Source organism: Actinomycetospora sp. 2LY8.5, assembly GCF_057180585.1.
Map to the genome: position 1 here is coordinate 71,361 of NZ_JBXUHE010000014.1, position 26,944 is coordinate 98,304.

A 26,944-nucleotide genomic window follows, 5' to 3' on the forward strand; every position below is an offset into this window, starting at 1 on the left:
AGCACGCGAGATCACGCCAGCCACCGGCACCGTCCGCCAGCGGAAAGCGTCCGTTCAGCGTAGGCCACGGGGAAGACCGACCGCTGGCCGATGCTCAGTGACCTCTGATCCGCCGACTTCGTCCGGCCGTCAGCCGCTTCGTCCGAAGTCCTCGGGCGAGATGTTGTCGAGGAACGCGCGGAAGCGGTCGACCTCGTCCTCGTCGCTGCTGCTCGACCCGCCGCCGGCGCCCGGCGTCTCGTCGCTCTCGTCGTCCTCGACGACCACCCCGGCGTCGGCCAGGACGCCCTCGGTGGCGTGGATCGGCACGTCCGCGTGCAGCGCGATCGCGATCGAGTCGCTGGGCCGCGCCGAGACCCGCAGTCCCCGGTCGAACACCAGGTCGGCGTAGAACGTCCCGCCGCGCACCTCGGTGATCTCGATGCGCTCCAGCCGGCGACCCAGCGCCACGACCACGTCGGAGATCAGCACGTGGGTCAGCGGACGCTCCGGCAGGCGCCCCTGCTGCTCGAGCGCGATCGCCTCGGCCTCGGCCAGGCCGATCCAGATCTGCAGGCAGCGCTTGCCGTCGGTCTCCTGGAGCAGCACCACGGGGTGTCGGCTCTCGCCCGAGCCCGACGATCCGCCCTGTTGCGTCGCGTCGTCCACGGCCAGTACACCGACCACCCGCATCTCGCTCACGGCCCCAGCCTCCCACGTTCCCGGACCTCGCCGGAGGGTTGCGTTCCGCTCGTCCCCCACGGCCACCGGGCTCGGCGTCCAGCCACCGGATGCCCCACCGTGGACGGTCGACACCTGTCGCCGGGGCCGGCTCCCGTCGGCGGGTCCCGGTCCCGACATCGCGGTCTGGGACGATACGCACGTGGCGCGTGTGGTGGAGATCGACGACGCGGCGGACCCGCGCCTCGCCGATTTCCGCGATCTCTCGCGGGCCGACCGGCGCCCCGATCGCCCGGGCGGCCGGGGACTCGTGCTCGCCGAGGGCACCGTCGTGGTCCGGCGCCTGCTGGCCTCGCCGTACCCGCCGCGGGCGCTGCTCGGCGTGGCCCGCCGGGTCGACGACCTGGCGCCCGACCTGGCCGGGATCGACGTGCCCGCCTACGTCACGGACGCCGACACCATGGCGCACGTGGTCGGTTTCCACCTCAACCGGGGGGTGCTCGCGAGTGCCGACCGCGCCCCGGCGCCCGACCTCGCCGCGCTGCTCGCCGGCGCGCGGCGGGTGGCGGTGCTCGAGGGCGTGAACGACCACGAGAACCTCGGCGCGCTCTTCCGCAACGCCGCGGCGCTCGGGGTCGACGCGGTGATCGTCGGCCCGGAGTGCGCCGACCCCCTCTACCGGCGCAGCGTGCGCGTCTCGATGGGCCATGTGCTGCGCGTGCCGTTCGGCACCGCCGGCCTCGACGAGGCGGTGGCGGCGCTGCGGGACGCGGGGTTCGCGCTCGCGGCCCTGACCCCCGGCGGTGACCCGGCGGCGCTGGCGGGGCTCGCGGCGCGGGAGAAGGTGGCGCTGCTGCTCGGGGCCGAGGGCCCGGGGCTGTCCGCCGAGGCGCTGGAGCGCGTCGACGTCCGGGTCCGCATCCCGATGTCCGGCGACGTCGACTCCCTCAACGTCGCCACCGCGGCCGCGGTCGCCTTCCACGCCACTGCTGTCCCACCGGTCGGGGGCGGGCGGTGAGAGTCGTGGAGGTGCGCGCCGAGCGGGGCCAGGCGCTGGTCGCCGGCGTCGCGCTCGCGGAGCCGGCCGCCGACGGCAGCGAGGTGCGGACCTGGGGCCTGCCGCCGGATCTCGTCGACGCGCTGCGGGAGTGGGCGCGGGTGGCGGCGACGGTCGGGGTCGGGAGGCGACGCCCTCAGGGGAGCACGCCGCGAGGAGAGCTCGACCACGGGTTCGGCCCGGGCCGCGGGGCCTCCGCCGACACGGTCAGCCGCAGGGGCCGGCAGCTCGCCGCGCGCCTCTCGGTCGAGCTGGCCGCGCCCGTCGACTACTGCGACCCCGTCACCGGCCACCGCGTGGCGCTGCGCGGCGTCACCCGCACCCCGCACCCGCCGCCCGTGCCGCCGCTGCCCCGGAACGGCACCGGGGCCGCCGGCGGTGTCCCGGCGCCGGGGCCGCTGGTCGAGGAAGCCGAGCTCAGTGCGGTCGCGGCGGCCGGCGAGCCGACGCCCTGGGGCGTGGGGCTGACGCTGTCCGTGCTGGTCGCCGGGGTCGTGCTGCTGGCCAACCTCGCCCTCGCCGCGCCGCTGATCACCGGGCTCGGCGCGATCGGGCTCGCCGTCGACGCGGCGGTGGTCGCGGGCCTGGTGCCGGCGCTGTGGCTCAACCGCCACGTCCCGACCTGGCGCTGGGCGGTCTACGGCACGTTCGCGGGCACCGGGCTCGCGCTGGTGTTCCTGGCCGTCGCGGCGTTCTGAGCTCAGCTGCGCGGCGAGCGCGTGCCGAGCAGGACGTCCTCCCACGACGGGACGATCGGGTGCGAGCGCTTGCCGCGGCGCGCCACCTCGGTGGTCTCCGGGGCAGCGGTCTCGACGGTGGCCTGCTCGGCCGGGGACTCGCTGCGCTCCGTGCGGGGCGTCGGCACCTGGTCGTCCGAGGCCGCGGGCGCGGGAACGGTGGGCGTGCCCCGGCGCTCGTTCCGCGAGGAGCCGCGCCGGGTCGTCCCGCGCTCGGGCCGGCGCGAGGCCGGGGCATGAGTGCCGTGCGTGCCGTGCTTGCCCGAGGGAGCGCCGCGCCGGGCGGGCGCGGTGTCGCCGGAGACGGCCAGTGCGGGTGCCTCCTCGACCGCCTCGGAGGCCTCGGAGGCCTCGGCCTCCGCGGGTTCGGGCGTGGGTTCGGGGGCCGTGGCGTCGACGCGTCGCGGACCGCCGCCGACCGGCTCGCGGCCCAGCAGCTCGCGGGCCGGGTTGTCGCGGGGGTCGACGGTGCCGCCGGAGCTCCCGGGGCGGAACGACCACCGCGCGACGTTGTCCGAGCGCCCCGCCCGCCACGACAGCGTCACGACCCACTGCGCGTCGTCTCCCTTGTAGGCGTCCCAGCGGGCGTCGTCGAGGTCCTGCCCCCGGGCGCCGAACGTCGCGCTGACGATCTCGCCGAGCGTGCGCCCGTCGGTGCGCGTGGGGTCGGTGGGCAGCACGGGGTGCGCGCGCCGGGCGATCTCCGCGACCCGCGCACGCTCCAGGAGGACGGGGTAGGCGAAGCGCTCGACGTGGGAGGAGCTCACGCCCGCGGCCGAGGCGACCTCGTCGACGGACTCGCCGGCGCGCACCCGCGCCTGGATGTCCCGGGGGCGCAGGGGGCTCGAGACCTCGATCTCCATCTGGCCGAGACGACGCACGTCCCCACGCGCGGCGGCCCGCAGCCGCTCGTCCCCGGCGACCGCGAAGCGCTCGTGGCGGATCGGGTCCTCGAGGATCACGGTCTCGTGGTCGTCACCCAGGCCGACGACGCGCAGCTGACGCATCAGGCCTCCCCGTCGGCTCGCGGCCCTCGCCCCGCAGGTCCGGTGGGGCGTGGTGCTCGCCCACCGACGCTAGGTCACGGATCTCCTCGGACGAGGGAGGCGCGCCGCGCCCGTGTTCGTCGTTCACGCCGACGATGACCGCGGGCGCGGCGGCCGGTGACCCGTTCAGAGCAGCGTCGTCACGACTGGCGCTCGACGATCCAGTCGATGCAGCGGGTCAGCGCGGTGACGTCGTCCGGCTCGACCGCCGGGAACATCCCGATGCGCAGCTGGTTGCGCCCGAGCTTGCGGTAGGGCTCGGTGTCGACCACGCCGTTGGCGCGCAGCGTCGCCGCGATGGCCGCGGCGTCGACGTCGTCGTCGAAGTCGACGGTGCCCACGACCTGCGAGCGGTGCGCCGGGTCGGCGACGAACGGCGTCGCGAACGACGACTTCTCGGCCCAGCTGTACAGGCGGTCCGAGGAGTCCTTGGTGCGCCCGGTCGCCCAGTCCAGCCCGCCCCCGGCGTTCATCCACTCGATCTGGTCGGCGAGCAGGAGCAGCGTCGCCACGGCCGGTGTGTTGTAGGTCTGGTCCTTGCGGGAGTTGTCGAGCGCGGTCGACAGCGACAGGAACTCGGGGATCCAGCGCCCGCCCGGCTTGTCGGCGTCGATCTGCTCGACACGCTCGAGCGCCGCCGGGGACATGATCGCGACCCAGAGCCCGCCGTCGGAGGCGAAGCACTTCTGCGGGGCGAAGTAGTACACGTCGGACTCGCTGATGCGGACCGGGAGCCCGCCCGCGCCGGACGTCGCGTCGATCGCGACCAGCGCGTCGCCCGAGCCGCTGGGCCGGGTGACGGGGACCGCGACGCCGGTGGAGGTCTCGTTGTGGGCCCAGCCGATGAGGTCGACGCTCGGGTCGGAGGTCGGCTCCGGGGCGGTGCCCGGCTCGGCGGAGACGACGATCGGGTCGGCGAGGAACGGTGCGCCCCTGGTGACGGACGCGAACTTGGAGGAGAACTCGCCGTAGGTCAGGTGGAGGCTCTTCTCGCGCACGAGGCCGCTGGCCGCGGCGTCCCAGAACGCGGTGGTGCCGCCCACCCCGAGCACGACCTCGTAGCCCTCGGGGATGGAGAACAGGGCGCGCAGCCCGGAGCGCACGCGCCCCACGATCGACTTGACCGGCTTCTGGCGGTGCGACGTCCCCATGACGTCGCCGGCCTCGGCGAGACGGGCGAGCTGCTCGGGGCGCACCTTCGAGGGCCCGCACCCGAACCGCCCGTCACTGGGCAGGAGCTCGGCGGGAATCTGCAGCGTGTCGGTCGACGTGGTCACCGCGTCATCCTCCCAGCGTCGCTCGGCGAGTGCTGTCGTGTGGGCCACTGCCCGGGTGGTTCAGCCCGGCGGCCCCACGCCGGCGACGGCGTGCACGCCGCGCGGTCCGGGCCCGACGTACTGCGCCGACGGGCGCACGAGGCGGCCGGTGCGGCGCTGTTCGAGCACGTGCGCGGCCCAGCCGGCCGTGCGGGCGCACGTGAACATCGCCGGCATCATCGGGGCCGGGACGCCCGCGAGGTCGAGCATCACGGCGGCCCAGAACTCGACGTTGGTCTCGATCGCCCGGTCCGGGCGGCGCTCGCGCAGCGCCGCCAGTGCCGCGGTCTCCAGCGCCGCCGCGGCCTCGTAGCGGGGCGCACCGAGGTCGCGCGCCACCCGCCGCAGCACGCGGGCCCGGGGGTCCTCGGCGCGGTAGACCCGGTGCCCGAAGCCCATGAGCCGCTCGGAGCGGTCCAGGATCCCGCGCACGACGGCGCCGGCGTCCCCGCCCCGCTCGACCTCGGTGATCATCGGGAGCACCCGTGCCGGTGCGCCGCCGTGCAGCGGACCGGACATCGCGCCGACCGCCGCCGAGAGCGAGGCGGCGGCGTCGGCACCGGTCGAGGCGACGACCCGCGCGGTGAAGGTCGAGGCGTTGAGCCCGTGCTCGGCCGCGGAGACCCAGTAGGCGTCGAGCGCCCGCACGTGCGTCGGGTCGGCCTCGCCGCGCCAGCGGACCAGGAACCGCTCCACCGGATCGTCGACCGGGTCCAGCACGCTCCGGGGCACCGCCGGCAGCTCCGACCCGCGCGCCGCGCGGGCCACGAGAGCCAGCGCGGCGGCGGCGCTGCGGGCGAGGTCGTCGCGGGCGCGCTCCGGGGTGGCGTCGAGCAGCGGCGGCAGCGTCCACCGCGCCCCGAGCAGGGCGAGCCCCGCCTGGGCGTCGACCCGGACGTCGCCGCTGAACGGCGGCTCGAGCCCCGGCTCCTCGCGGGGCAGCGGGCGCCCGAGGTCACCGTCGACGAGCAGCCCGAAGACGTCCCCGAACCCGACGGTGCCCACCAGGTCGGAGATGTCGACGCCCCGGTAGCGCAGCGCGCCGCCGTCGCGGTCGGGCTCGGCGATCTCGGTGCGGAAGGCGACCACGCCCTCCAGGCCCGGCGAGAACCCCGGCGCAGCGACGGGGACGGCAGTGCTCACTCCGACGACCTCCTCGCGACGCGGCGCGGGGTCCCGGTCGGGCCCCCGTCGCCCACCTCGGCGCGCGCTCCGCGGTGGGTACGGCGGCGCTGCGAGCCCATCTGGAATCTGCTCCGCGGCACACCGGGCGGGCAACGCAGAGGTCTGTGTCCCTGCTCACGTGGCGCTCACCAGGCCGTCGCCTACCGTGCGGCGGGCAATCGGACATGAACGGGACGAGGAGTTCGGGTGGCGGAACGGGGCACGGGCCTGCCGGGGATGCGCGAGAACTACCGGTCGGCGACGCTCGACGCGGCCGACCTGGCTCCGACCTGGCACGAGCAGCTGCTCGCCTGGATCGCCGAGGCCCGGGACGCCGGCCTGCCCGACGCGAACGCGATGGTGCTGGCCTCCGGCGACGACGAGCACCGCCTCACGACCCGCACGGTGCTGGCAAAGGACGTCGACCCGAGCGGTGTCACGTTCTTCACCAACTACACCTCGGAGAAGAGCCACCAGCTTCGCCAGACGCGCCAGGCGTCGGCGACCTTCCCGTGGCTCGCGCTGCAGCGCCAGGCCACGGTCATCGGCCCCGTCGAGCTGCTCTCGCGCGAGGACACGGCGGTCTACTGGCGCACCCGCCCGCGCGGGTCACAGCTCGGGGCGTGGGCCTCGCCGCAGTCCGGGGTGCTGCGCGACCGCGCCGCCCTCGAGGAGCTCCTCGCCACCGTGACCGAGCGCTTCGCCGACCAGGAGGAGATCCCCCCGCCGCCGCACTGGGGCGGCTGGCGGATCGTCCCGACGCACGTCGAGTTCTGGCAGGGACGCGGCGACCGCCTCCACGACCGGCTGCGGTTCCGGCGCACCGACCAGGGGTGGGTCGTGGAGCGCCTCGCGCCGTAGAGGCGCACGATGCCGCGGTGGCAGGGACGCGGAGCGGAGCGGAGCCGAACCGGTCGAGGAAGCCCGGCAGAGGCGTCCTCGCCGACACCACGCCCCTGCGTACCCCGGCGTTCAAGCGCCTCTGGATCGCCGCGATCGTCACGGTCGTCGGCGCGCAGCTCACCGTCGTCGCGGTCCCGACGCAGCTCTACCAGCTGACGGGGTCGTCGGCGTGGGTCGGGCTGACCGGCCTGTTCGGACTCGTCCCGCTGATCGTCTTCGGGCTCTGGGGCGGCGCGATCGCCGACGCGGTCGACCGCCGCGGCCTGCTGGTGTTCACCGGCACCGGGATCGCCGTGACGTCCGCGCTGCTCGGCGTCGTCTCCGTCACCGGCCTCGGTGGCCCGTGGACGATCCTGAGCCTCTACGCGGTCCAGACCGCGTTCCTGGCGATCAACCAGCCCACCCGCGCGGCGGTGCTGCCCCGGATCCTGCCGAACGACGAGCTGCCGGCGGCGAACACGCTGCTGTTCACGGTCAACCAGGTCGGCGCGATCGCGGGACCCCTGCTCGCCGGGGTCGCGCTGACGTTCACGTCGGTCGGTGTCCTCTACCTCGTGGACACCGTCTGCCTGGTCGCGTCGATCTGGGCGGCCTACAACCTGCCGCGCCTACCGGTCGGCGACGGCCCCGGCGGGGTGCGCGGGGCCTTCCGGGCCGTGCGCCGCAGCGCCGGGTTCGCCGACGTCCTGGCCGGCTTCCGCTACATCGCGACCAGCCAGGTGCTGCTCGTGTCGTTCCTGGTCGACATCGTGGCGATGGCGGTCGGCATGCCGAGGGCGGTGTTCCCGGAGGCGGCCGAGCGGGTGTTCGGCGACCCACCCGGCGGCGGGTTCGCCCTCGGCGCGCTGTTCGCCTCGATCGCGATCGGGGCGACACTCGGCGGGCTGTTCTCCGGGCGCCTGCACGGTATCCGCCGCCAGGGCGTCGCCGTGACGGTCGCCGTGTGCGTCTGGGGCCTCGGCGTCGCGCTGTCCGGGCTCACCTCGATGCTGTGGCTGGCCGTGACGCTGCTCGCGGTGGCGGGTGCGGCCGACCTCGTCAGCGCGGTGTTCCGGCAGACGATGCTGCAGGTCGTCGCGACCGACCAGATGCGCGGACGCATGCAGGGCGTGTTCACCGTCGTGGTCGCCGGCGGCCCGCGGATCGGGGACCTGTGGCACGGCCCGGCCGCCGACGCGTGGGGCACCGGCGCCGCGACGTTCGTCGGCGGTCTCGGCGTGATCGTGCTGACGGTCCTGGTGGTCGCGATCTTCCCGGTGTTCTGGCGCTACCGGGCGCCGGTGGGGAACTCCGAGACCTCGCGGGACGCCCCCGGCGACGACGCCTCCGCCGACCCGCCGGGACGGGCCCCGCGCGAGGACTGATCCGACGGGAACCCGAGACCGTGCTGCGGCACCTCGGGCGAGGCGGAGTCGAGAGGCACCGCGGGGGAGCGCACGAGCCCGAGCTGCGCGGTCTGGCGCGGCAGGGCGGCGTCGAGGAGCCAGTCGACGGCGGTGCGCACGGTTCCCGGGCATCGCGATCAGGTGGTAGCCGCGGGCGACCACGTGCGCGGGCTTCCCGGTGAGCCTGACCCCCAGCGGGTTCGCCGCCGCGTCGTAGCCGCCGAGGTCGACCACGAAGCCGAGGTCACGGTGCTTGTAGGCCTTGCTGCGGCCGTGGCCCAGCGACGCCGCGACGTTGCGCCCGGCGAGGCGGCCCTGGCGCTCGGCGTGCTGGGCGGTCATCGCGGTGTACTCGCCGGGACGCGCGCGGTCGGGCACCGCGGCGGCGTCGCCGCAGGCGAAGACGTGCGGGTGCCCGGGCACGCGCAGGTGGGCGTCGACGACCATCCGCCCCTGGTCGACCTCCACCCCGAGGTCGTCTATCAGCGGGTCCGGCCGCACGCCGACGCACCACAGCAGCGTCCGCGTCGGGACGTCCTCGCCCGAGGCGAGCCGGACGCCGTCCCCGGTGGCCTCGTCGACCTCCTCGTGGGTGCGCACGTCGACCCCGCGCTCGCGCAGCACCCGGTCGGCGGTGCGCCCGAGGTGCGGGTCGAGCCCGGAGAGCAGCTCGCCGCGGCTGACGAGCACCCAGCGCGGGACCTCCCCCAGGCCCCGGCTCGCCGCCAGCTCGCGGGTGAACCGGTAGCCCTGGGCGGTGACCTCGGTGCCCGTGTAGCCGCCCCCGACCACGACCACGGTCAGGCGCTCGGCGCGCTCCTCCGGGTCGTCGCACATGGCCGCGAGCTCGACCTGGCGGATGAGGTGATCGCGCAGGTACAGGGCCTCGGGCACGCCGCGGAAGCCCTGCGCGTACTCGGTGACGCCCGGCACCGGCAGCACCTTGTGCACGCTGCCCGCCGCGACGACGAGCCGGTCGAACGTCGTCTCGTGGTGCACGCCCTCGGGGTCGAGCCAGCCGATGCGGTGCGCGTCGAGGTCCAGCTCGTCGACCTCGCCGGGGGCGTGGCGCACGCAGCGCGGCAGGGCCGCGGCGAGCGCGACGGAGATCCGGCGCGGCTCGAGGATGCCGGCGGCCACCTCGGGGAGCAGGGGCAGGTAGAGGAAGTAGTTGGTGGGGCTGACGAGCACGATGTCGACCTCCCCACCGGCACTGCCCATGCGCCGCGCGAGCGACCGCGCCGCCTGGAAGCCGGCGAACCCGCCGCCGACGACGACGACCTTCGGCGTGCCGGACGGGGTGTCCTCGTCGCTGCCCATGTCCGGCCTGTGACCGTTCCGGCCCGGGGACGAAACCCCTGGTGGCTCGACGCAAACCGATCGTCACACCGCTAGCGTGTGCCGCCGTGCACCCGACCGGCGAGCAGATCGACCTCGTCGCCGGACCGACCCGCGCCGTCGTCACCGAGGTCGGTGCCGGCCTGCGGGCCCTCGACGTCGACGGGATGGCCCGCATCGAGACCTTCGACGTCGACGCGACCCCGCCGATGGGCGCGGGCGGCGTCCTCGTGCCGTGGCCCAACCGCATCGCCGGTGCCGCGTACACCTGGCGCGGGCGGGAGTACCGCCTGGAGGCCACCGAGGCCGCCCGCGGCCACGCCATCCACGGCCTGCTGCGGCGACGCCCGTGGCGGGTGGTCGAGCGCGCCGGGGACTCCGTGCGGCTCGCCGCCGACGTCGAGGCCTCGTGGGGCTGGCCCGGCCCGCTGCACGCCGAGACCACCTACGTCGTCTCGCCGGCCGGGATCGTCGTCACCCACGCGCTCACCAACACCGGCGACGGCGACGTCCCGGCCGGTGTCGGCACCCACCCCTACCTCCGTGTCGGGGACACCGCGCCCGCCGACTGCACCCTGACGCTCGCGGCGGACCGGATCGTCGACACCGACGAGCGCAGGATCCCGACCGCCGTGCGCCCGGTGGCCGCGGACGAGGATCTGCGTGAGGGCCGCCGGGTCGGCGACCTGGCGCTCGACACCTGCTTCGGCGCCGCGCCGGGCCCCGACGGGGTCCTCGGCGTGCTCACCGCCCCCGACGGGCGGTCCACCGTGCTGTGGGGTGACGCGAGCTTCGGCTGGGTCATGGTGTTCACGCCCGACGACCTCGTCGGCCGGGGGCGCGCGGTCGCCGTCGAGCCGATGACCTGCCCGGCTGACGCGGCGAACTCGGGCACGGACCTGCGCGTGATCACGCCCGGGCAGACGTGGACCGTGACGTGGGGGATCCGGGACGCGGAGCCTGGCGGAGCCGGACCGTCGGGGGGAGACCGATGACCGGTCGCGTCGTGGTCGGCGGGGAAGCGCTCGTCGACCTGGTCCCCACCGGTGACGGGCGCCCGGACGACCCCGCCCTCACCGCGCTCGCCCCGCGTCTCGGCGGCGGCCCCTTCAACACCGCCGTCGGCCTCGGACGCCTCGGGGTGCCGGCGACGATGCTCACGCGACTGTCGACCGACCCCTTCGGCGACGCCCTGATCCGCCGCCTCGAGGCCAACGCCGTCGACACCGGCCTGGTGCAGCGCGGCCCCGAGCCGACGACGCTCGCGGTGGTCACGCTCGACGAGGCCGGCGCCGCGCGCTACTCGTTCCACGTCGCGGGCAGCGCCGACCGGCTCGTCGCCGACCCCGGCGAGCTGCCCGCGGACACGGCGGCGGTCGCCGTCGGCACGCTCTCGCTGGTCCTCGAGCCCGGCGCGTCGCGCTACGCCGACCTCGCGGTCCGGGAGGCCGACCGCGGGCGACTGGTCAGCCTCGACCCCAACCTGCGACCCGGGCTCGTCGACGACCCCGACGCCGTCGTCGCCCGCCTCGACCGCATCGCGACGGTGGCGGGCCTGGTCAAGCTCTCCGACGAGGACGCCGAGCGCTGGGGCCGCACGCCCGAGGACGTGCTCGACGCCGGGGCCGGCGCGGTCGTCCTGACGCGCGGGTCCTCGGGGCTCGCCGCCCACACCCGCGGCGGCGGCGTCGTCACGGTGCCCGCGACGAGCGTGGGACCCCTGGTCGACACGATCGGCGCCGGCGACAGCGTGCACAGCGCCCTGCTGGGCTGGCTCGCCGACCACGACGCGCTCGACCGCGACGCCGTCACCCGTCTCGACGCCGACGACTGGGCGTCGGCGCTGGACTTCGCCGCCCGGGTCGCCGCGTGGACGGTCTCGCGGGCCGGGGCGGAGCCGCCGTGGCGCAGCGAGCTCGCTGCGTAACGCGGTTGTCACGTCAGTGACAGGGGCCACGTCACGCAGCGCCGCCACTCGTGCTGCGTGGCGGACCTCGCGAGCGCTACGGTTCGCGCTCGTACGACCCCCACTGCTGCGGGAGCGCGCCGCGGGACACCCCCGGCGGCCGGGCGGCCCGGCACCTCGCTCGCCGAGCCGGCGCCGCCGCCCTCCCGCTCACGACGAGCGCGAGAGGGACTGACTGCCGATGGCCAGCGAGGATTCCGAGAAGCGCACCGCCACGCTGTCGTACCCGGGCGGCGAGCACACGATGGAGATCGTGGAGGCGACCGAGGGCTCCTCGGGCGTCGCTCTCGGGAAGATGCTCGGCGAGACGGGCTTGATCACCCTCGACCCGGGCTACGTGAACACCGGCGCCTGCCGCTCGGACATCACCTACATCGACGGTGACGCGGGCATCCTGCGCTACCGCGGCTACCCCATCGAGGAGCTGGCCAAGAACTCGACCTTCGTCGAGACCAGCTACCTGCTGATGTACGGCGAGCTGCCCAACAAGCAGCAGCTCGACACGTTCACCGACCAGATCCAGCGGCACACGATGCTGCACGAGGACCTCAAGAAGTTCTTCGACGGCTTCCCCGTCGACGCGCACCCGATGCCGGTGCTGTCGTCCGCGGTATCGGCCCTGTCGACCTTCTACCAGCGCGCCCTCGACCCGTTCGACGAGCCGAACGTCGACCTCTCCAGCGTCCGCCTGCTGGCCAAGGTCCCGACGATCGCGGCCTACGCCTACAAGAACTCGATCGGCCAGCCGTTCCTCTACCCGGACAACTCGCTGGGCCTGGTCGAGAACTTCCTGCGCCTGACCTTCGGCCTGCCCGCCGAGCCCTACGAGGTCGACCCGGACGTCGCCAAGGCGCTCGACATGCTGTTCATCCTGCACGCCGACCACGAGCAGAACTGCTCGACGTCGACGGTCCGGATGGTCGGCTCGTCGCAGGCCAACCTCTTCGCGTCGATCTCGGCCGGCATCAACGCCCTGTTCGGCCCGCTGCACGGCGGCGCCAACGCCGCGGTCCTGACGATGCTCGAGGGCATCCGCGACAACGAGGGCAACGCCGACGAGTTCGTCCGCAAGGTCAAGAACAAGGAGCCGGGCGTCCGGCTCATGGGCTTCGGCCACCGGGTCTACAAGAACTACGACCCCCGCGCGGCGATCGTCCGCGACACCGCGCGCGGGATCATCGAGAAGCTGGGCGGCGGCGACCAGATGCTCGACATCGCCATGCGCCTCGAGGAGTTCGCGCTCAACGACGACTACTTCGTCGAGCGCAAGCTCTACCCGAACGTCGACTTCTACACCGGCCTGATCTACCAGGCGATGGGCTTCCCGACCGAGATGTTCACGGTCCTCTTCGCCATCGGGCGCCTCCCGGGCTGGATCGCCCACTGGCGCGAGATGATCGACGACCCGGACACCCGCATCGGCCGCCCGCGCCAGGTCTACACCGGTCCGACCGAGCGCTCGTACGTCAGCATGGACCAGCGCTAGCGGGCCCCGTGACGCAGCGAACGGGTATCTCGCTGCTTCTAAGCGCCGGAAGGGCCCGTTGATCACGCGCGTCCCCCTCGGATCCGGGTGGGACGGCGACGCCGTGGCACCGCGTCCAGGGCGCCCCGGACCGCCCCGAGCACCCCGCCCTGCGCCGCGTCCGGGTCGGACCTGACCGCGCGTGCCGACGGCTGGCGCACCGTCGGCCCCTGCTACGCCGTCGTGCACGGGCTCGACACCGGCGACGGCGCGCTGGTCCGCGCCTGGCTGGACCTCCTCGCCGCAGGCCGACGGCGTGCGGGCGTAGGCGGGCGCGCGGGGGGTAGCCGGGAGCCATGAGCGACTCCACCGACGATCGGGACGACACCGCGATCGTCTGGTTCCGCCGCGACCTGCGCGTGCACGACCAGCCGATCTTCCTCGAGGCGGCCGCCCGGGCACGCCGGTCGCTGGCGGTCTTCGTGCTGGATCCTCGGCTGCTGGGGCCCTCCGGGAAGGCGCGCCGAACGTTCCTGCACCGGAGCCTGCGCGACCTCGACGAGTCCCTGGGCGGGCGCCTGCTGGTCGTGAAGGGAGATCCCGCCGAGGCGATCCCGAAGCTCGCGGGAGCCGTGGGAGCCGGCAGTGTGCACGTGGCCGCCGATTTCGGCCCCTACGGCCGCGAGCGCGACGAGGCGGTCGAGAAAGCGCTCGACGGCGTGGAGCTCGTCCGTACCGGCTCGCCGTACGCCGTCGCGCCGGGGCGGATCACCAAGTCCGACGGCGAGCCGTACAAGGTCTACACGCCGTTCAGCCGCGTCTGGGCGCAGCACGGCTGGCGCGCGCCCGCCGACACCGACGCCTCGACGGTCGACTGGATGGACCCCGGGGAGAAGGACGGCGGGCCCCGCGCCGTGACGATCCCTGGCGACGAGGCCCCCGACGCCGAGCTGCCGGCGGCCGGCGAACGGGCCGCGCTCGACCAGTGGGCGGCGTTCGTCGACGAGCACCTCGCCGACTACGACGACCTCCGCAACCGGCCCGACCGGCCCGCGACGTCCCGGATGTCGGTCTACCTCAAGTACGGCGTCGTGCACCCGCGCACGCTGCTCGCGGACGTCGGGGGCTCGGGAAAGGGGCCGACCTCGTACCGCAACGAGCTCTGCTTCCGCGACTTCTACGCCGCGGTGCTGTGGTTCTTCCCCCGCTCGGCCCGCGAGAACTTCGACACCAAGTTCGACCGGATCACCCTCGACTCCGGGACGTCGGCGGACGAGAAGTTCCGCGCCTGGCAGGAGGGACGCACCGGCTTCCCGGCCATCGACGCCGCCATGCGCCAACTGCGCGGCGAGGCGTGGATGCACAACCGCATGCGCATGGCCGTCGCGTCGTTCCTGGTCAAGGACCTGCACCTGCCGTGGTGGTGGGGCGCGCGGCACTTCATGGAACTGCTCGTCGACGGCGACCTCGCGTCGAACCAGCACGGCTGGCAGTGGGCCGCCGGCTCGGGCACCGACGCCGCGCCGTACTTCCGGGTCTTCAACCCCGTGACCCAGGGGGAGCGCTTCGACCCCCGGGGCGACTACGTGCGCCGCTGGGTGCCGGAGCTCGCCGACGTGGAGGGCAGGACGGTCCACCAGCCCTGGAAGCTCAGCGAGCCACCGTCGGACTACCCGGCCCCGATCGTCGACCACCAGACCGAACGCCAGGAGGCGCTGGAACGCTTCAACGCGCTCTGAGCGAGCCCGTGGTCGTCGACCGAAGGGCCCCTTCGCTCGGGTAGATCGAGCGAAAGGGCCCTTCGCCTCGGAACCGGGCCCGGTCGGTGTCAGCCGATCAGGCCCTGCTGCTGCAGGAACTCGGTCGCCACCTGGCCGGCGTCGCGGCCCTGCGAGGAGATCTGCCCGTTGAGCTGGAGCATGACGTCGTCGGTCAGGCGCGGGGAGATCTGGTCGAAGACCTGGACGATGGCCGGGTTCCGGTCGACGACCTGCTTGCGGATCGTGTTCGACGCGTTGTACTTCGGGAAGAAGTTCCGGTCGTCGGCGAGCGACACGAGGTTCAGCGCGGGGATGCGGCCGTCGGTGGTGAACACCTCGCCGAACAGGCAGGGGTTGCCGTTGGCGGTGGCCTGGTAGATCGCGCCGGTGTCGAGCACCGTCAGGGCCGGCGGGGCGTCGTAGGGCCGGGTGACCCCGTAGGCCCGCAGGAGGTTCGGCAGACCGTCGTTGCGGCTGGCGAACTCGGCCTCGACGCAGGTGGTGGCCTGCGGGTTGCCGCTGTTGATGAAGTTCGCCCAGTCGCTGGTGGTGCGCAGGTTGTTGGCGTCGGCGAACGCGCGGGTCGTGGCGATCGCGTACGTGTTGTTGAACGGCGTCGGGTTGGTCCAGACGATCTGGTTGCGCTGGAGGTCCTGGTCGCGCACCGCGACGTACTGCTGCTGGGAGTCGGGGATCGGCGTGGTGTTGCCGAGGTTCGTGATCCACCCGGTGCCGGTGTACGACCAGCCCATGTCGATCTCGCCGGACACCAGGGCCTGGCGGGCGGCGGCGGAACCGGTGATGTTGCACCGGTCGTTCACGGTCGCCCCGACCGACTGCAGGGCGGCGACGCTCATCTTGCAGAGCAGCAGCTGCTCGTCGAACTCCTGGCCACCGACCGTGTAGGTCTGGCCGGCGAGGTTGATACCGCTGGCGGCGAGGCTGCCGCCCTGGGCCTGGGGCTGACCGGTGCCGGAGAGGCCACCGCAGCCGGCGAGAACGAACGCGAGCACGGCGATGGTCGCGCCGACCACCCGCCCTGAACGTGTGAGCATCGCGGGATCGTTGCACTACCGGGAGGTAAAGGCGAGAGGGGAAACGATCTCGGCCACATTGCGTTGACGACGAGCCTGCGCCAGTCTGAGCGTGGTCGATCGTGACCAGCACGCTCGGATCGCGGACGCTCCGACCGACCAGCACTCCGGCCACCGACCTCCTCGAGGGTCGGCGTCTCCTGCGCCGGATGCCGGGCGACTGGCCCGAGCGCTGTTCGTACGACGCGTTCGACCTCACCCCGGTCGGGGTCACCCTCGGGGCGGAGATCCGCGGCGTCGACCTCGCGGCCACCGACGCCGAGGTCCGCGCGGAGATCCACCGGGCGCTGCTGGAGTGGAAGGTCCTGTTCTTCCCCGACCAGGCCATCGCGCCCGCCGACCAGCGCGACCTCGCGCGACACTGGGGCGAGCTCGAGACGAACCCGCTGCTCGAGCAGGGTGACGACCCCGCCACGGTGCGGTTCACCAAGGGCGGCGACGGCCCGCAGACCTACGAGAACGTCTGGCACGTCGACACCTCGTTCCGCGCGAGCCCGGCCATGGGCGCGATGCTCCGCATGATCGACACCCCGCCGTTCGGGGGCGACACCATGTGGGCCGACATGGCCGCGGCGTACGACAACCTCGCCCCCGACGTCCTCGCCCGGATCGACGGCGCGTACGCCGTGCACGACATGGTGCCCGGATTCGCCCGCTTCCTGGACGCGGAGAAGCTCGCGCGCCTCGAGGACGTCTTCCCGCCCGTGAGCCACCCCGTGGTGCGCACGCACCCGGAGACCGGGCGCCGCACACTGTTCGTGAACAGCTCGTTCACGACCCGCATCGACGGCCTCGACCGCGAGGAGTCGGACGAGCTGCTGCGGCACCTGTTCGCGCAGGCCCACGTGCCCGAGTACCAGGTCCGGTACCGGTGGGCGGCGGGCACGGTGGCGTTCTGGGACAACCGCGCGACCCAGCACTACGCGGTCGGCGACTACCACCCGCACCGCCGGGTCGCGGAACGCGTCGCGATCGCGGGTGACCGCCCCTTCTCATAGCTCTCGGCAGGCGTCCCGGGCAGCAGCCTGGGGCGCCTGCTGGGACCGAGGCCTACCCCCTTTCCGGGCCACGGCGACGAGCCGGGAGCCCTGAGCTCAGACTGGTCGGTCTCGCGGGTCGGTTCCGTCGCCGGCTGCTCGTGGCGTGTCGCTGCGGGCCCGGCGGCGGACTGGCCGGTCGGATGACGGGCGTTCGCCCGGCGGGTGACTCCTCGGAGGGCGTCGAGGATGCCTTCGCCCAGCACCCCGACGCGGCGATCATCACCAGCTTCCCCGGCCTGTCCACGATCTCCGGGGCCCGGGTGCTCGCCGAGATCGGCGACGACCGCTCCCGCTTCGCCTCGGCCCGCTCGCTCAAGGCCTACGCCGGTTCGGCGCCGGTCACCCGCGCCTCCGGGCGCAGCCGCGCGGTCTCCGCGCGCGTCGTGAAGAACCAGCGCCTCGCCGGCACCGGCTACATGTGGGCCTTCGCCACACTCCGAACCCCCGGGCCGCGAGAGCACTACAAGCGACGACGGGCCGACGGAGACCGACACACGTCCGCTTTGCGCCACCTGTTCGATCGGCTACTCGGCTGTCTCTACCACTGCCTCCACACGGGACAATCGTTCGACGCGGCGAAAGCGTTCGCTCTGGACCGAAGGTATTCTCACGCGCAGGTTCTGGTCGCTCAGGCGGGACCGTGTGACGAGCCTGCCCATGAGAGATTGCCGAGCCAGCTAGAGGGCAGTGGCGCTGAGTGAGTACATCAATGGAAGACGGGCTGTCTCCTCGGGGTAACGAAATCGCCCCTGATAAGCGGACAGGCTGGTATAGCGCTGGAAGGGAATGCTGTCGTGCTCGTGGACGAACTCGATCCTTAGCCCGGCTGCCGCAATGGCCGTAAGAATGTCGCCGAGGGTGTGGTGCCACTCAGTAGCTGTGTTGTGGGTTGTGACCGCGTTCCAGTCGGCGTAGGTGCCGGGTGAGTCGTAGGTCCTGGCGCCGCGGGTGAAGTAGTCGCGCTGCGCGGACGTACCGTGTTCGTCGTCGAGGACGTCGGTGAGCGGATGGAACTCGGCGAGGTAGAGCCGACCGCCGGGACGGAGCAGCGCGGCCACGGTCGCGGCCCAGGCGCGGATGTCGGGGACCCACATCAGGGCGCCGTGACCGGTGTAGACGACGTCGAAGCGGTGCGTGCCCAACACGTGGGCCGCGTCAAGGACGTCGGCGGTCACGAAGTCGGCACGCTCGGCCAAGCCGATCCGGGTAGCGAGATCTGTGGCGGCCTCGATAGCGGACGACGAGAAGTCGAGCCCGGTCACATGCCGAGCCCCGCGCCGGGCCCAGGACAAGGTGTCGTGCCCGACGTGACATTGCAGATGGACCAGGTCGGCGCCGGTCACGTCGCCGATCTCCTCGAGCTGGTAGTCATCGAAGTCGTCATCTCCGGCGACGAGGCCTTCGACGTCATAGAACGCGCTCGCCAGGTGGATCGGGACCCGCTCGTCCCAGTGCTGGCGATTGACCTCGACGAGGTCACGCCCTGAAGGTCCGCTCACAGCCATGATCGGGACGATAAGGACGAAGCACGCCCTCGAGCAATCGCGTTCCGACGATGCCCGGTCCCGGGAAAGGGGAGAGCTTCGGCCCCGGAGCAGCCACCGGGACCGCACGCTCAGCCGGTCATGGCCAGCGGTCCCCCAAGGCTCTCCGGACCATGCGGCGACCGGGGTACAGACCCCCGCCGCACAGCCATCGCGACCTCAGATGTCTGACCCCGAGCACACGGTCAGCCCCGGGAACGCCGCAGCGCCTCGTGCAGGGACACTCGCGCCCCGGTGCGCAGCACCGAGTTCGCGTAGATGCGCCCGCCGAGGGCGAGGACCCCGGCGGTGAAGGCGATCGTGAGGACGAACGCGAGCACGACCTGGCCCGCCGGCGCGACGCCGAGCGCGATGCGGGCGGGCATGAACAGCGGGCTGAACGGCGGCAGCAGCGACAGCACGGTGACGGCGGTGCCGCCCGCGTCGTAGGTCAACAGGTTGAAGCCCACGACGAACCCGAGCAGCACGAAGATCGTCACAGGGGACAGCACGCTCTGGGTGTCCTCCTGGCGGGACACCAGCGAGCCCGCGGCCGCGAACACCGTCGCGTAGAGCGCGAACCCGAGCAGGTACCAGACCAGTACCGACACCAGCGTCGTCACCAGCCCCACGTCGGCCACGAGCACGCCCGTCGCCCCCGCGACGGCGAGCCCGGCCCCGCCGAGGACCACGAGCTGCAGCAGGCCCACCGCACCCAGCCCGAGCACCTTGCCGAGCAGCAGCTGCCACGGCCGCACCGACGACAGGACGATCTCGACGACCCGGCTCGCCTTCTCCTCGACGACGCCCTGGGCGACCATGGCGCCGTAGGACTGGATGGAGAAGAACAGCAGGAACGCCCCCGCGAGCCCGAGGCCCAGCCGCTGCCCGGCCTGCGGGTCCGGTGCCTCGGCGGCCACCACGACCGGCCCGGACTCGGAGACCGCCGCGTCCAGCGCCGTCGGGTCGACCCCGCGGCCGGCGAGGAAGCCGTCCCGCGCGACCGCGGTCGTCGCGGCGGCGATCGTCCGCTCCAGCGCCGCGTCGGGCTCGGACTCGACGAACACCCGCGGACGGGCCGGGTCGCCGCCCACCAGGGCGTCGAGATCCCCGGCGCGGACCGCGGCCTCGCCCGCCGCGACGTCGGGTTCCGGCACGACGGTGAGCGTGAGGCCCTGCGCGGGCGCGGCCCGTCCGAGCGGGCCGGTGAGCGCCGTGGCGGGTCCGGTGACGCCGATCCGCGCCGTGTCGTCGTCCGAGGCGATGGTGGCGAGCACCGCCGCGTACACGCCGAGCAGCACCAGCACCACGAGCGTGCCGACGACGAACGCCTTGCCCCGGACCCGCGAGGCGAACTCCCGCCGGGCGATGAGCAGGACGGGACGCAGGCTCACACCGCGACCTCCTCGGCGACGGCGTCGCGGTAGATCTCGGCGAGCGTCGGGCGGCGGCGCCGGAACTCGTGCACCGGACCCGTGCGGCGGGCCGCGTCGAGCACGGCACCGAGCACCGTCTCGGAGGCGTCGGCGAGGGTCAGCACGGTCCCGCCGTCGGCAGCCCGGGTCCGGGCGACCCCGGGCACGCCGTCGGCCCACCCCGGTGGGGCGTGCGGGGCGTCGACGACGACCTCGGCCGCCGAGGCGTCGCGCAGCTCGGCGACCGTGCCCTCGGCCACGAGCCGCCCGGCGCGGGCGATCCCGACCCGGTCGCAGAGGCGCTCGACCAGCTCGAGCTGGTGCGAGGAGAAGACGACCGGTGCGCCCGCGTCGCGGCGCTCGCGCAGGACCCCGCTCATGACGTCGACGGCCATCGGGTCGAGGCCGGAGAACGGCTCGTCGAGCACGAGGACGTCCGGCTCGGCGACGAGCGCGGCGGCGAGCTGGACGCGCTGCTGGTTGCCCAGGCTCAGGCGCTGGACCTCGTCGCCGCGGCGCTCGGCGAGCCCGAGGCGCTCGGTCCAGCGGTCGGCGGCCTCGCGGGCCTGGGCGGCCGAGCGCCCGCGCAGCTCGGCGAGGTAGCGCAGCTGGGTGCCGACGGCCATGCGCGGGTAGAGCCCGCGCTCCTCGGGCATGTAGCCGATCCGGCGTCGCGACGCCGCGTCGAGCGGGCGGCCGCCGAGACGGACCTCGCCGGCGTCGGCGGCGAGCACCCCGAGCGCGATGCGCATGGTCGTGGTCTTGCCCGCCCCGTTGGCACCGACGAACCCGTAGAGCTCCCCGGGGCGGACGGTGAGGGTCATGCCGTCCAGGGCGACCGTGGACCCGAACCGTTTGGAGATCCCGTCGATCTCGAGCATCGCTCTCCCGTCCCCGAGCCGGCGATCAAGGATGTCGGAGCCGGCGGGGTGCGTCCACCGGGCACCGGAATCGCATCGTGACCCCGATGGACGTAACGAGGGCTGGCGGCCGACGCGACGACCGGAGCACAGTGGAGATCCGTTCGAGAGGAGTCGTGACGTGCGCGTGCTCGTGGTGTCGGCGGTGACGACGATCCTGCTGATCGGCGCCGTGCCCCTCGCCGTGCCGGGCGTCCCGCGGCTGCACGGCATCCCGCAGCTCGTCGCGTTCGGCGTGCTCGTCCTGGCGGGGGTGGCGCTCCTCATGGGCCTGGCGCTCCTCGCTCTGGGTCGGTCGGTGCAGCGCCGAGCCGAGCAGGCCCCTGTCGCCCCCCTCGTGCCCGTCGCCCCGGTCCGCCGGCGCCCGGTCTCCGTCAGCGTCCGGGCCCGCTCGTAGGCGGCCAGGCCGCGGTCAGCGGCGCCCCGTGCACCGTGCCGCGCCAGGTCCAGACCCACGTCGGCAGCAGCCCGTCCGCGGTGTGCGCCACGGCGCGCCCGCGGTCGTAGTCGGGGCCCTCGTAGTCGTCGAGCATCGGCAGCGCGGCGGGCGGGTCGGCGAGGGTCAGCACCGCCCCCCGCGCCCTGCCCGGCCCCCCGCGCACCAGCGCCGGGTAGCCCCGCCCGGTGTCGTGCACGCGCCCCGGCAGCCACGCCTCGAGGGGTTCGCCTGCGACGTGCGGGGCCATCAGCGGCCACGCGCTCCGGCCGGGCAGCAGCGTCCCGTAGACGAACACGCGGTCCGGCCACGCCGCCGGGTCGGGGGTGCCGTGCTCGACGCTGACGGCCCCCGGGACCTGGGGCGCCGGTGTCCCGGTCAGTTCCCGCGCCGCGGCCTGGCCGAGCGCGGTGATCGGCACCGGGGCACCGTCGACGAGCAGCGGCGTCCGCACGGGATCGCCCGGCCAGTACGTCCAGACGCCCTCGAGCCGCGCCCCGTCCTCGGTGACGACCCGCCCCGCAAGCAGGCGCACCAGGTCGTAGCGCTCCCCGCGCCCTTCGCAGCGGTCGAGCACCGCGACCTGGTCCGGGGTCGCCATCCACACCGCATGGGTCTCGACCGCGCCCGGCGCAGGAGTGAGCGTCGCCGGCCGCGCGCCGTCGCGTTGCCGCAGGCCGGCGGCCCAGACGGCCGCGAGGTCCTCGACCCGCGCCCGCAGGACGACGACCGGCCCCGTGAGCCCGAGGTGCTCACGCAGCCACGTCAGCTTCGAGGGGCACCGGTTCGAGCCGAACGCGAGCACCGGCACCCGGCCGGTCATGGGCGCGGCCCCGCGGTCGGCGAGCCAGCGATCGAGGTCATCACCGCCCACGGTCCAGCCGGCGGCGGCGCGGTCCGAGGGCTCGAGGCGGTGGCTCGCCGCGTCGAGGTGCACGAACGAGAAACCCGGCGCGACCCCGGGGTAGGGGTCGGCCGGGTACTCGTCGTCGGCGTGGGGGGACAGGGCCTCAGTAGCCCCGCTCGCGGTACTCCTCGAGGCGCGCGGCCTCGTCACCGACCTTCGTGGTGTCGCCGTGCCCGGTGCGCACGATGGTGTCGCCGGGCAGCGTGAACACCTTGTCGGCCAGCTGCTCGATGAGCACGTTGAAGTCGGAGTACGACGGCCCCGTGGCACCGGGGCCCCCGTTGAACAGAGTGTCCCCCGAGAACAGCGTGCCGATGTCGGGCGCGTAGAACACCGTCGAGCCGGGCGAGTGCCCCGGCGTGTGGATCGCCCGCAGGTCGATCCCGGCGATCGTGAAGGTCTCGCCGTCGGTGATCTCACCGTCCGGCTCGCGGTCCGGGTAGGTCAGGTTCCAGACCACCCGGTCGGCCGGGTTGAGCAGGATCGGGGCGTCGAAGGCGGCCGCGATCGACGGCGCCGCGTTGACGTGGTCGTTGTGCGAGTGCGTGCACAGGATGGCCACGACGTTGCGGTCGCCGATCGCGGACTTGATCGCCTCGGGGTCGTGCGGGGCGTCGAGGAGGACGACCTCCGACGAGTCCCCGATGATCCAGACGTTGTTGTCGACGTCGAACGAGTTGCCGTCGATCTCGAACTTGCCGGACGTCGTGATGTGCTCGACGCCCTCGCCGATCTTCTCGGCGCTCACAGGATCACCACCGAACGCAGCACGTCGCCGTGATGCATCTTCTCGAAGGACTGCTCGACGTCGTCGAGCGAGATCCGCTCGGTGACGAACTTGTCGAGCGGGAAACGGCCCTGCAGGGCCAGGTCGACCAGCATGGGGAAGTCGCGGCTGGGCAGGCAGTCGCCGTACCAGGACGACCGCAGCGACCCGCCGTGGGAGAAGAACGGCTGGAAGTCGGCCTCGAGCTTCATGTCCGGCGAGGGCACGCCGACGAGCACGAGCCGGCCCGCGAGGTCGCGGGCCTCGAAGGCCTGCTTCCAGGTGGCCGGGATGCCGACCGCGTCGACGACGACGTCGGCGCCGAAGCCGCCGGTGAGGTCCCGGATGCCCTGCACCGGGTCGGTGTTCTTCGCGTTGATCGTGTGGGTGGCGCCGAAGCCCTTGGCCCACTCGAGCTTCCGGTCCTCGGTGTCGACCGCGATGATCGTCGTGGCCCCGGCGAGCGCCGCTCCGGCGATCGCCGCGTCGCCGACGCCGCCGCAGCCGATGACCGCGACGGTCTCCCCGCGCTGCACCTGGCCGGTGTTGATGGCCGCGCCGGTGCCGGCCATGACGCCGCAGCCGATGAGGCCGGCCTCGGCGGGGTCGACGTCGGGGTTGACCTTGGTGCACTGCCCGGAGTGCACGAGCGTCTTCTCGGCGAACGCGCCGATGCCCAGGGCCGGCGAGAGGGCCTCGCCGGTGTCCTTGAGCGTCATCGGCTGCGCGGCGTTGTGGGTGTCGAAGCAGAGGAAGTGCTTGCCCTTGCGACAGGCGCGACAGACACCGCAGACCGCACGCCAGTTGAGGATGACGAAGTCGCCGACCTCGAGGCCCTCGACACCCTCGCCGAGCGACTCGACGATCCCCGCGGCCTCGTGGCCGAGCAGGAAGGGGTACTTGTCGTTGATGTTCCCCTCGCGGTAGTGCAGGTCGGTGTGGCAGACCCCGCAGGCCTGGACCTTGACCACGGCCTCGCCCGGACCCGGGTCGGGGATGACGATCGTCTCGACCGTCACCGGCTTGCCCTTCTCCCGGGACACGACGCCCCGGACCTCCTGCGGCATGGGTGTGCCTCCGTCTCCTGTGCGATGTGCTCCCGGTCACCTGTGCCCGGACGACCACTCTGGCATGCGTGGCCGCGCATGGTCACCGTCCCGGGACGCTCGCGGAAGGCGATTTCGGAGCGCGGGGCCGCGGCCGGCTCCTCCCACCGGCCGCAGCCCCGCACCCGGGTTCGACGCAGCCGCGCGCGCCGGGGTTCCCGCACACGACGACGCGGCGGCCACCTCGCGAGGTGACCGCCGCGTCGCGGTGATCGGTGTGGCGTGACGGACACTGGGTGGCAGCGATGGCGCACCGCTGACACCCGGCGCGCCTCCGGATCACACGTGCAGGATCAGCGCGGAACCCTGGCCGCCGCCGCCGCAGAGGCCGGCCGCGCCGATGCCGCCGCCGCGGCGACGGAGCTCGTGGGCGAGGTGGACCGCGATGCGCGCGCCGCTGGCGCCGACGGGGTGGCCCAGCGCGATCGCGCCGCCGTCGGGGTTCACGCGCTCCGGGTCGACGCCGAGCTCGGTGGTCGACTGCAGCGCAACGGCCGCGAACGCCTCGTTGATCTCGATCATCTCGAGGTCCTTGGCCTTCGTGCCCTCGCGCTCGAGGGCCTTGAGGATCGCGTTGGAGGGCTGCGAGAGCAGCGAGTTGTCGGGGCCGGCGACCCAGCCGTGGTGCCCGATGGTCGCGAGGACCTCGAGGCCGAGCTCCTCGGCCTTCCGCGCCGACATGATCACCGCGGCCGCGGCGCCGTCGGAGATCTGCGACGAGGAGCCCGCCGTGATCGCGCCGTCGGAGTCGAACGCCGGCCGCAGCTTGCTCAGGCCCTCGGCGGTCGTGTCGCCGCGGACGCCCTCGTCCTCGGTGACCACGACCGGGTCGCCCTTGCGCTGCGGGATCGTCACCGGCGCGAGCTCGGCGTCGAAGCGGCCGTTCTTCGCGGCGTCGGCCGCGCGCTGGTGCGAGGAGGCCGAGAACTCGTCCATCGCCTCGCGGGAGAGCCCGATCGACTTCGAGAAGCGCTCGGTCGAGGCGCCCATCGACTCGTGGTCGTAGACGTCGGTCAGCGCGTCGTACTCGGTGGCGTCGACGACGGTGCCCGCGCCGTACTTGTAGCCGCGGCGGGCCTTCGGCAGCAGGTACGGGCCCTCGGTCATCGACTCCATGCCGCCGGCGACGACGACGTCGTATTCGCCGGCCTGGATCATCTGGTCGGCGAGGGCGATCGCGTCGAGGCCCGACAGGCAGACCTTGTTGAGCGTGAACGACGGCGTCGACATCGGCAGGCCCGCGTCGGTGCCGGCCTTGCGCGCCGGGTTCTGGCCCGCGCCGGCCTGGATGACCTGACCCATGATCAGGTATTCGACCTGCTCGGGCGACACGCCGGACTGCTCGAGGGCCTTCTGGATCGCCACCGTGCCCAGCGTCTGGACCGGCAGCCCGGCGAAGGCGCCGGACAGCTTGCCGATCGGCGTGCGGGCGCCGGAGACGATGACGGAACCGGGCATGGAGGTCCTCCTGGTCGCGGGATGTCCCGAGGACGGGCCGGGACGACGTGGGCCACCGCGCCGGTGGCCGTCAGGCAGGCGGCTGCGGTGCGCAGCGCCGGGTGTTCGGAAAGTACCCGCGCGGGCCGGGCGAAACCCAGGCCCGCGCGGGCACCGTCACCGCCGTGCTCGATCGGTCAAGCGCTGCGACGCCCGCCGTGCGGGCGAGAGTGCTCGGCCACCGCGGTCATGAGCGGCGGCCATTCGTGGCGCAGGGCCTGGTTGCCCATGAACAGGCCGAGGTGCCCGCCCGGGGCGGTGCGCCGGGTGACCTGCTCGGGCGGGGTCGACACGTGGTCGGCGGCCGCGAAGACCTGCACCGGCGGGGTGATGTGGTCGGTCGCGCCGCCCAGCAGGAACAGCGGGCACGCGATGTTGCGCATGTTCACGCGCTCCCCGTCGACCTCGAGCTCGCCGTGGATCAGCTCGTTGCCGGCGAACAGGTGCTCGACCAGCCACAGGTAGAACGTGCCGGGCACGTCCTGCGTGTGCTTGAACCAGTCCTCGAACGCCTCGTAGCGCGCGATCGCGCCCGGGTCGTCGAGGTTGCGCAACAGGTCGACGTGCTTGGCGATCTCGGCCTCGGGGCGGATGGCGATGAACCCGCCGAGCACGAACGAGCCCGGCATGTTCCCGCCCCCCGCGGCGACCATGGCGCGGTAGGGCAGCTGCCCGAAGCGCTGGGTCATCACCCGCGACGAGGCGCCGATGGGCGTCTCGCCGGCGTGGAAGTCGATGGGCGCGCCGGCCAGGGTCAGCGTGTTGACCTTGTCCGGGTGGATCGCCGCGTAGATCGTCGCGAGCCAGCCGCCCTGGCAGTCGCCGATGAGGTTGACCCGGCCACCCCCGGATCCTTGGTGGCGGCAGTGCTCGACGGCCCGGTCGACCACGGCGATGTAGTCGGAGATCGTCGTGCCCGAGGTCTCGCGGGTCGCGCCGACCCAGTCGAGCGTGAACGCCCTGGTCAGCCCCGCCTCGCGGATCACCATCATCTGGGACTGGCGCGGCTGGAAGTCGACGATGCACGAGTCGTGCCCGGCCTGCGGCGGCAGCACGAGCGTCGGGACGACGTCGTCGGTCTCGGGGTGGGTGGGAGAGGGACCGGAGAAGTCCCGCAGGCGCGCGATCGGCGTCTCGAAGACGATCTCGTGCTCGTTGTGCCACTGCGGGCGGCGCCGGGTGAGCACGTGGCGCCACCAGCGCTGGGCGTCGCGGGTGTTGGTGCCCGGCCGCACCGACTGCTCGAGCGCCCGGCGCAGCACGTAGCCCGCGCCCTTGGTCAGCTCGGCGGCGCCGCGGACGGCGGCGGTGGCGTGGTAGCCGCGCAGGTACGCGGCGGGATCGGGTGAGGGGGCCTCGGTCTGGGCGGCGACGGGATCGCCGGCGGTGGTGTCGGCGACGTGCTCGTCGGTGGGGGCCGTCATGGCGCACCTCCTCGCGCCC

General features: G+C 73.8%; 23 protein-coding genes and 2 pseudogenes. 11 read left to right on the forward strand and 14 right to left on the reverse strand.

Annotated features, from left to right (window positions below; all coding sequences use genetic code 11):
* Positions 1-129 precede the first annotated feature (129 nt).
* The gene (locus AC2A1K_RS17255) at positions 130-681 is read right to left on the reverse strand and encodes a bifunctional nuclease family protein (protein WP_483897532.1); all 552 of its coding nucleotides are present in this window, start codon (positions 679-681) and stop codon (positions 130-132) included.
* Positions 682-862: 181 nt separating this feature from the next.
* On the opposite strand from AC2A1K_RS17255, the gene AC2A1K_RS17260 reads away from it, so the two are divergent.
* Complete coding sequence (locus AC2A1K_RS17260; RefSeq protein ID WP_483897533.1) at positions 863-1,678, forward strand: TrmH family RNA methyltransferase; 816 nt, start codon at positions 863-865, stop codon at positions 1,676-1,678.
* On the forward strand, positions 1,675-2,415 hold the full coding sequence (locus AC2A1K_RS17265; RefSeq protein ID WP_483897534.1) for a DUF2537 domain-containing protein: 741 nt from the start codon (positions 1,675-1,677) through the stop codon (positions 2,413-2,415). Before AC2A1K_RS17260 ends, AC2A1K_RS17265 begins: the two co-directional genes overlap by 4 nt.
* Before the next feature lie 2 nt (positions 2,416-2,417).
* On the opposite strand, the gene sepH is transcribed toward AC2A1K_RS17265, so the two are convergent.
* From sepH to AC2A1K_RS17280, 3 genes are all read right to left on the reverse strand, one after another.
* A complete protein-coding gene (sepH, locus tag AC2A1K_RS17270) occupies positions 2,418-3,461 on the reverse strand; it encodes a septation protein SepH (RefSeq protein ID WP_483897535.1) in 1,044 nt (347 codons plus the stop codon).
* Positions 3,462-3,640: 179 nt separating this feature from the next.
* On the reverse strand, positions 3,641-4,777 hold the full coding sequence (gene serC / locus AC2A1K_RS17275; RefSeq protein WP_483897536.1) for a phosphoserine transaminase: 1,137 nt from the start codon (positions 4,775-4,777) through the stop codon (positions 3,641-3,643).
* A gap of 60 nt (positions 4,778-4,837) precedes the next feature.
* Positions 4,838-5,959 carry a citrate synthase 2 gene (locus AC2A1K_RS17280; protein ID WP_483897537.1) on the reverse strand — a complete coding sequence of 374 codons (1,122 nt, stop codon included), beginning with the start codon at positions 5,957-5,959 and terminating at the stop codon, positions 4,838-4,840.
* 258 nt (positions 5,960-6,217) lie between these two features.
* On the opposite strand from AC2A1K_RS17280, the gene pdxH reads away from it, so the two are divergent.
* On the forward strand, positions 6,218-6,841 hold the full coding sequence (gene pdxH / locus AC2A1K_RS17285) for a pyridoxamine 5'-phosphate oxidase (protein WP_483897592.1): 624 nt from the start codon (positions 6,218-6,220) through the stop codon (positions 6,839-6,841).
* 17 nt (positions 6,842-6,858) lie between these two features.
* Positions 6,859-8,247, forward strand: a complete 1,389-nt coding sequence (locus AC2A1K_RS17290) for an MFS transporter (protein WP_483897538.1) — start codon at positions 6,859-6,861, stop codon at positions 8,245-8,247.
* Between the two features lie 23 nt (positions 8,248-8,270).
* Here AC2A1K_RS17290 and AC2A1K_RS17295 read toward each other — a convergent pair.
* A pseudogene (locus tag AC2A1K_RS17295) lies at positions 8,271-9,588 on the reverse strand (NAD(P)/FAD-dependent oxidoreductase); the annotation flags it as partial.
* Between the two features lie 86 nt (positions 9,589-9,674).
* Between AC2A1K_RS17295 and AC2A1K_RS17300 the strand changes: the two are divergent.
* The 4 genes from AC2A1K_RS17300 (at position 9,675) to AC2A1K_RS17315 (ending at position 14,776) form a co-directional block, all read left to right on the forward strand.
* Positions 9,675-10,601 carry an aldose 1-epimerase family protein gene (locus tag AC2A1K_RS17300; RefSeq protein ID WP_483897539.1) on the forward strand — a complete coding sequence of 309 codons (927 nt, stop codon included), beginning with the start codon at positions 9,675-9,677 and terminating at the stop codon, positions 10,599-10,601.
* The gene (locus AC2A1K_RS17305; protein WP_483897540.1) at positions 10,598-11,533 is read left to right on the forward strand and encodes a carbohydrate kinase family protein; all 936 of its coding nucleotides are present in this window, start codon (positions 10,598-10,600) and stop codon (positions 11,531-11,533) included. The genes AC2A1K_RS17300 and AC2A1K_RS17305 overlap by 4 nt, the downstream gene beginning before the upstream one ends.
* 220 nt (positions 11,534-11,753) lie before the next feature.
* The gene (locus AC2A1K_RS17310; protein WP_483897541.1) at positions 11,754-13,058 is read left to right on the forward strand and encodes a citrate synthase; all 1,305 of its coding nucleotides are present in this window, start codon (positions 11,754-11,756) and stop codon (positions 13,056-13,058) included.
* A gap of 335 nt (positions 13,059-13,393) precedes the next feature.
* Positions 13,394-14,776 (forward strand): cryptochrome/photolyase family protein, encoded by a 1,383-nt coding sequence (locus tag AC2A1K_RS17315; RefSeq protein ID WP_483897542.1) that lies wholly within the window; start codon positions 13,394-13,396, stop codon positions 14,774-14,776.
* A gap of 89 nt (positions 14,777-14,865) precedes the next feature.
* On the opposite strand, the gene AC2A1K_RS17320 is transcribed toward AC2A1K_RS17315, so the two are convergent.
* Positions 14,866-15,852, reverse strand: a complete 987-nt coding sequence (locus AC2A1K_RS17320) for a glycine betaine ABC transporter substrate-binding protein (protein ID WP_483897543.1) — start codon at positions 15,850-15,852, stop codon at positions 14,866-14,868.
* A 188-nt stretch (positions 15,853-16,040) separates the two neighbouring features.
* Between AC2A1K_RS17320 and AC2A1K_RS17325 the strand changes: the two genes are divergently transcribed.
* Together AC2A1K_RS17325 and AC2A1K_RS17330 are read left to right on the forward strand one after the other, a co-directional pair.
* Positions 16,041-16,889: a TauD/TfdA dioxygenase family protein gene (locus AC2A1K_RS17325; protein WP_483897593.1), complete on the forward strand. Its 849-nt coding sequence runs from the start codon at positions 16,041-16,043 to the stop codon at positions 16,887-16,889.
* 200 nt (positions 16,890-17,089) lie between these two features.
* Positions 17,090-17,521 (forward strand): annotated as a pseudogene (locus tag AC2A1K_RS17330) (transposase); the annotation flags it as partial.
* 87 nt (positions 17,522-17,608) lie between these two features.
* On the opposite strand, the gene AC2A1K_RS17335 reads toward AC2A1K_RS17330, so the two are convergent.
* From AC2A1K_RS17335 to AC2A1K_RS17345, 3 genes are all read right to left on the reverse strand, one after another.
* On the reverse strand, positions 17,609-18,436 hold the full coding sequence (locus AC2A1K_RS17335) for a class I SAM-dependent methyltransferase (protein ID WP_483897544.1): 828 nt from the start codon (positions 18,434-18,436) through the stop codon (positions 17,609-17,611).
* 224 nt (positions 18,437-18,660) lie between these two features.
* Positions 18,661-19,848: an ABC transporter permease gene (locus AC2A1K_RS17340; RefSeq protein WP_483897545.1), complete on the reverse strand. Its 1,188-nt coding sequence runs from the start codon at positions 19,846-19,848 to the stop codon at positions 18,661-18,663.
* Entirely contained in the window at positions 19,845-20,750 is a 906-nt protein-coding gene (locus AC2A1K_RS17345) for an ABC transporter ATP-binding protein (protein ID WP_483897546.1), read from the reverse strand. Before AC2A1K_RS17345 ends, AC2A1K_RS17340 begins: the two co-directional genes overlap by 4 nt.
* 160 nt (positions 20,751-20,910) lie before the next feature.
* Between AC2A1K_RS17345 and AC2A1K_RS17350 the strand changes: the two genes are divergently transcribed.
* On the forward strand, positions 20,911-21,186 hold the full coding sequence (locus tag AC2A1K_RS17350) for a hypothetical protein (RefSeq protein ID WP_483897547.1): 276 nt from the start codon (positions 20,911-20,913) through the stop codon (positions 21,184-21,186).
* Here AC2A1K_RS17350 and AC2A1K_RS17355 read toward each other — a convergent pair.
* From AC2A1K_RS17355 to AC2A1K_RS17375, 5 genes are all read right to left on the reverse strand, one after another.
* Positions 21,164-22,282, reverse strand: a complete 1,119-nt coding sequence (locus AC2A1K_RS17355; RefSeq protein ID WP_483897548.1) for a gamma-glutamylcyclotransferase — start codon at positions 22,280-22,282, stop codon at positions 21,164-21,166. The genes AC2A1K_RS17350 and AC2A1K_RS17355 overlap by 23 nt on opposite strands.
* Positions 22,236-22,880: an MBL fold metallo-hydrolase gene (locus AC2A1K_RS17360; RefSeq protein WP_483897549.1), complete on the reverse strand. Its 645-nt coding sequence runs from the start codon at positions 22,878-22,880 to the stop codon at positions 22,236-22,238. Before AC2A1K_RS17360 ends, AC2A1K_RS17355 begins: the two co-directional genes overlap by 47 nt.
* Positions 22,877-23,965, reverse strand: a complete 1,089-nt coding sequence (locus AC2A1K_RS17365) for an S-(hydroxymethyl)mycothiol dehydrogenase (RefSeq protein ID WP_483897550.1) — start codon at positions 23,963-23,965, stop codon at positions 22,877-22,879. Before AC2A1K_RS17365 ends, AC2A1K_RS17360 begins: the two co-directional genes overlap by 4 nt.
* A 318-nt stretch (positions 23,966-24,283) precedes the next feature.
* Positions 24,284-25,462, reverse strand: coding sequence for an acetyl-CoA C-acetyltransferase (locus tag AC2A1K_RS17370; RefSeq protein WP_483897551.1), 1,179 nt, complete (start codon positions 25,460-25,462; stop codon positions 24,284-24,286).
* A 176-nt stretch (positions 25,463-25,638) separates the two neighbouring features.
* Positions 25,639-26,925, reverse strand: coding sequence for an alpha/beta fold hydrolase (locus tag AC2A1K_RS17375; RefSeq protein WP_483897552.1), 1,287 nt, complete (start codon positions 26,923-26,925; stop codon positions 25,639-25,641).
* Positions 26,926-26,944 lie beyond the last annotated feature (19 nt).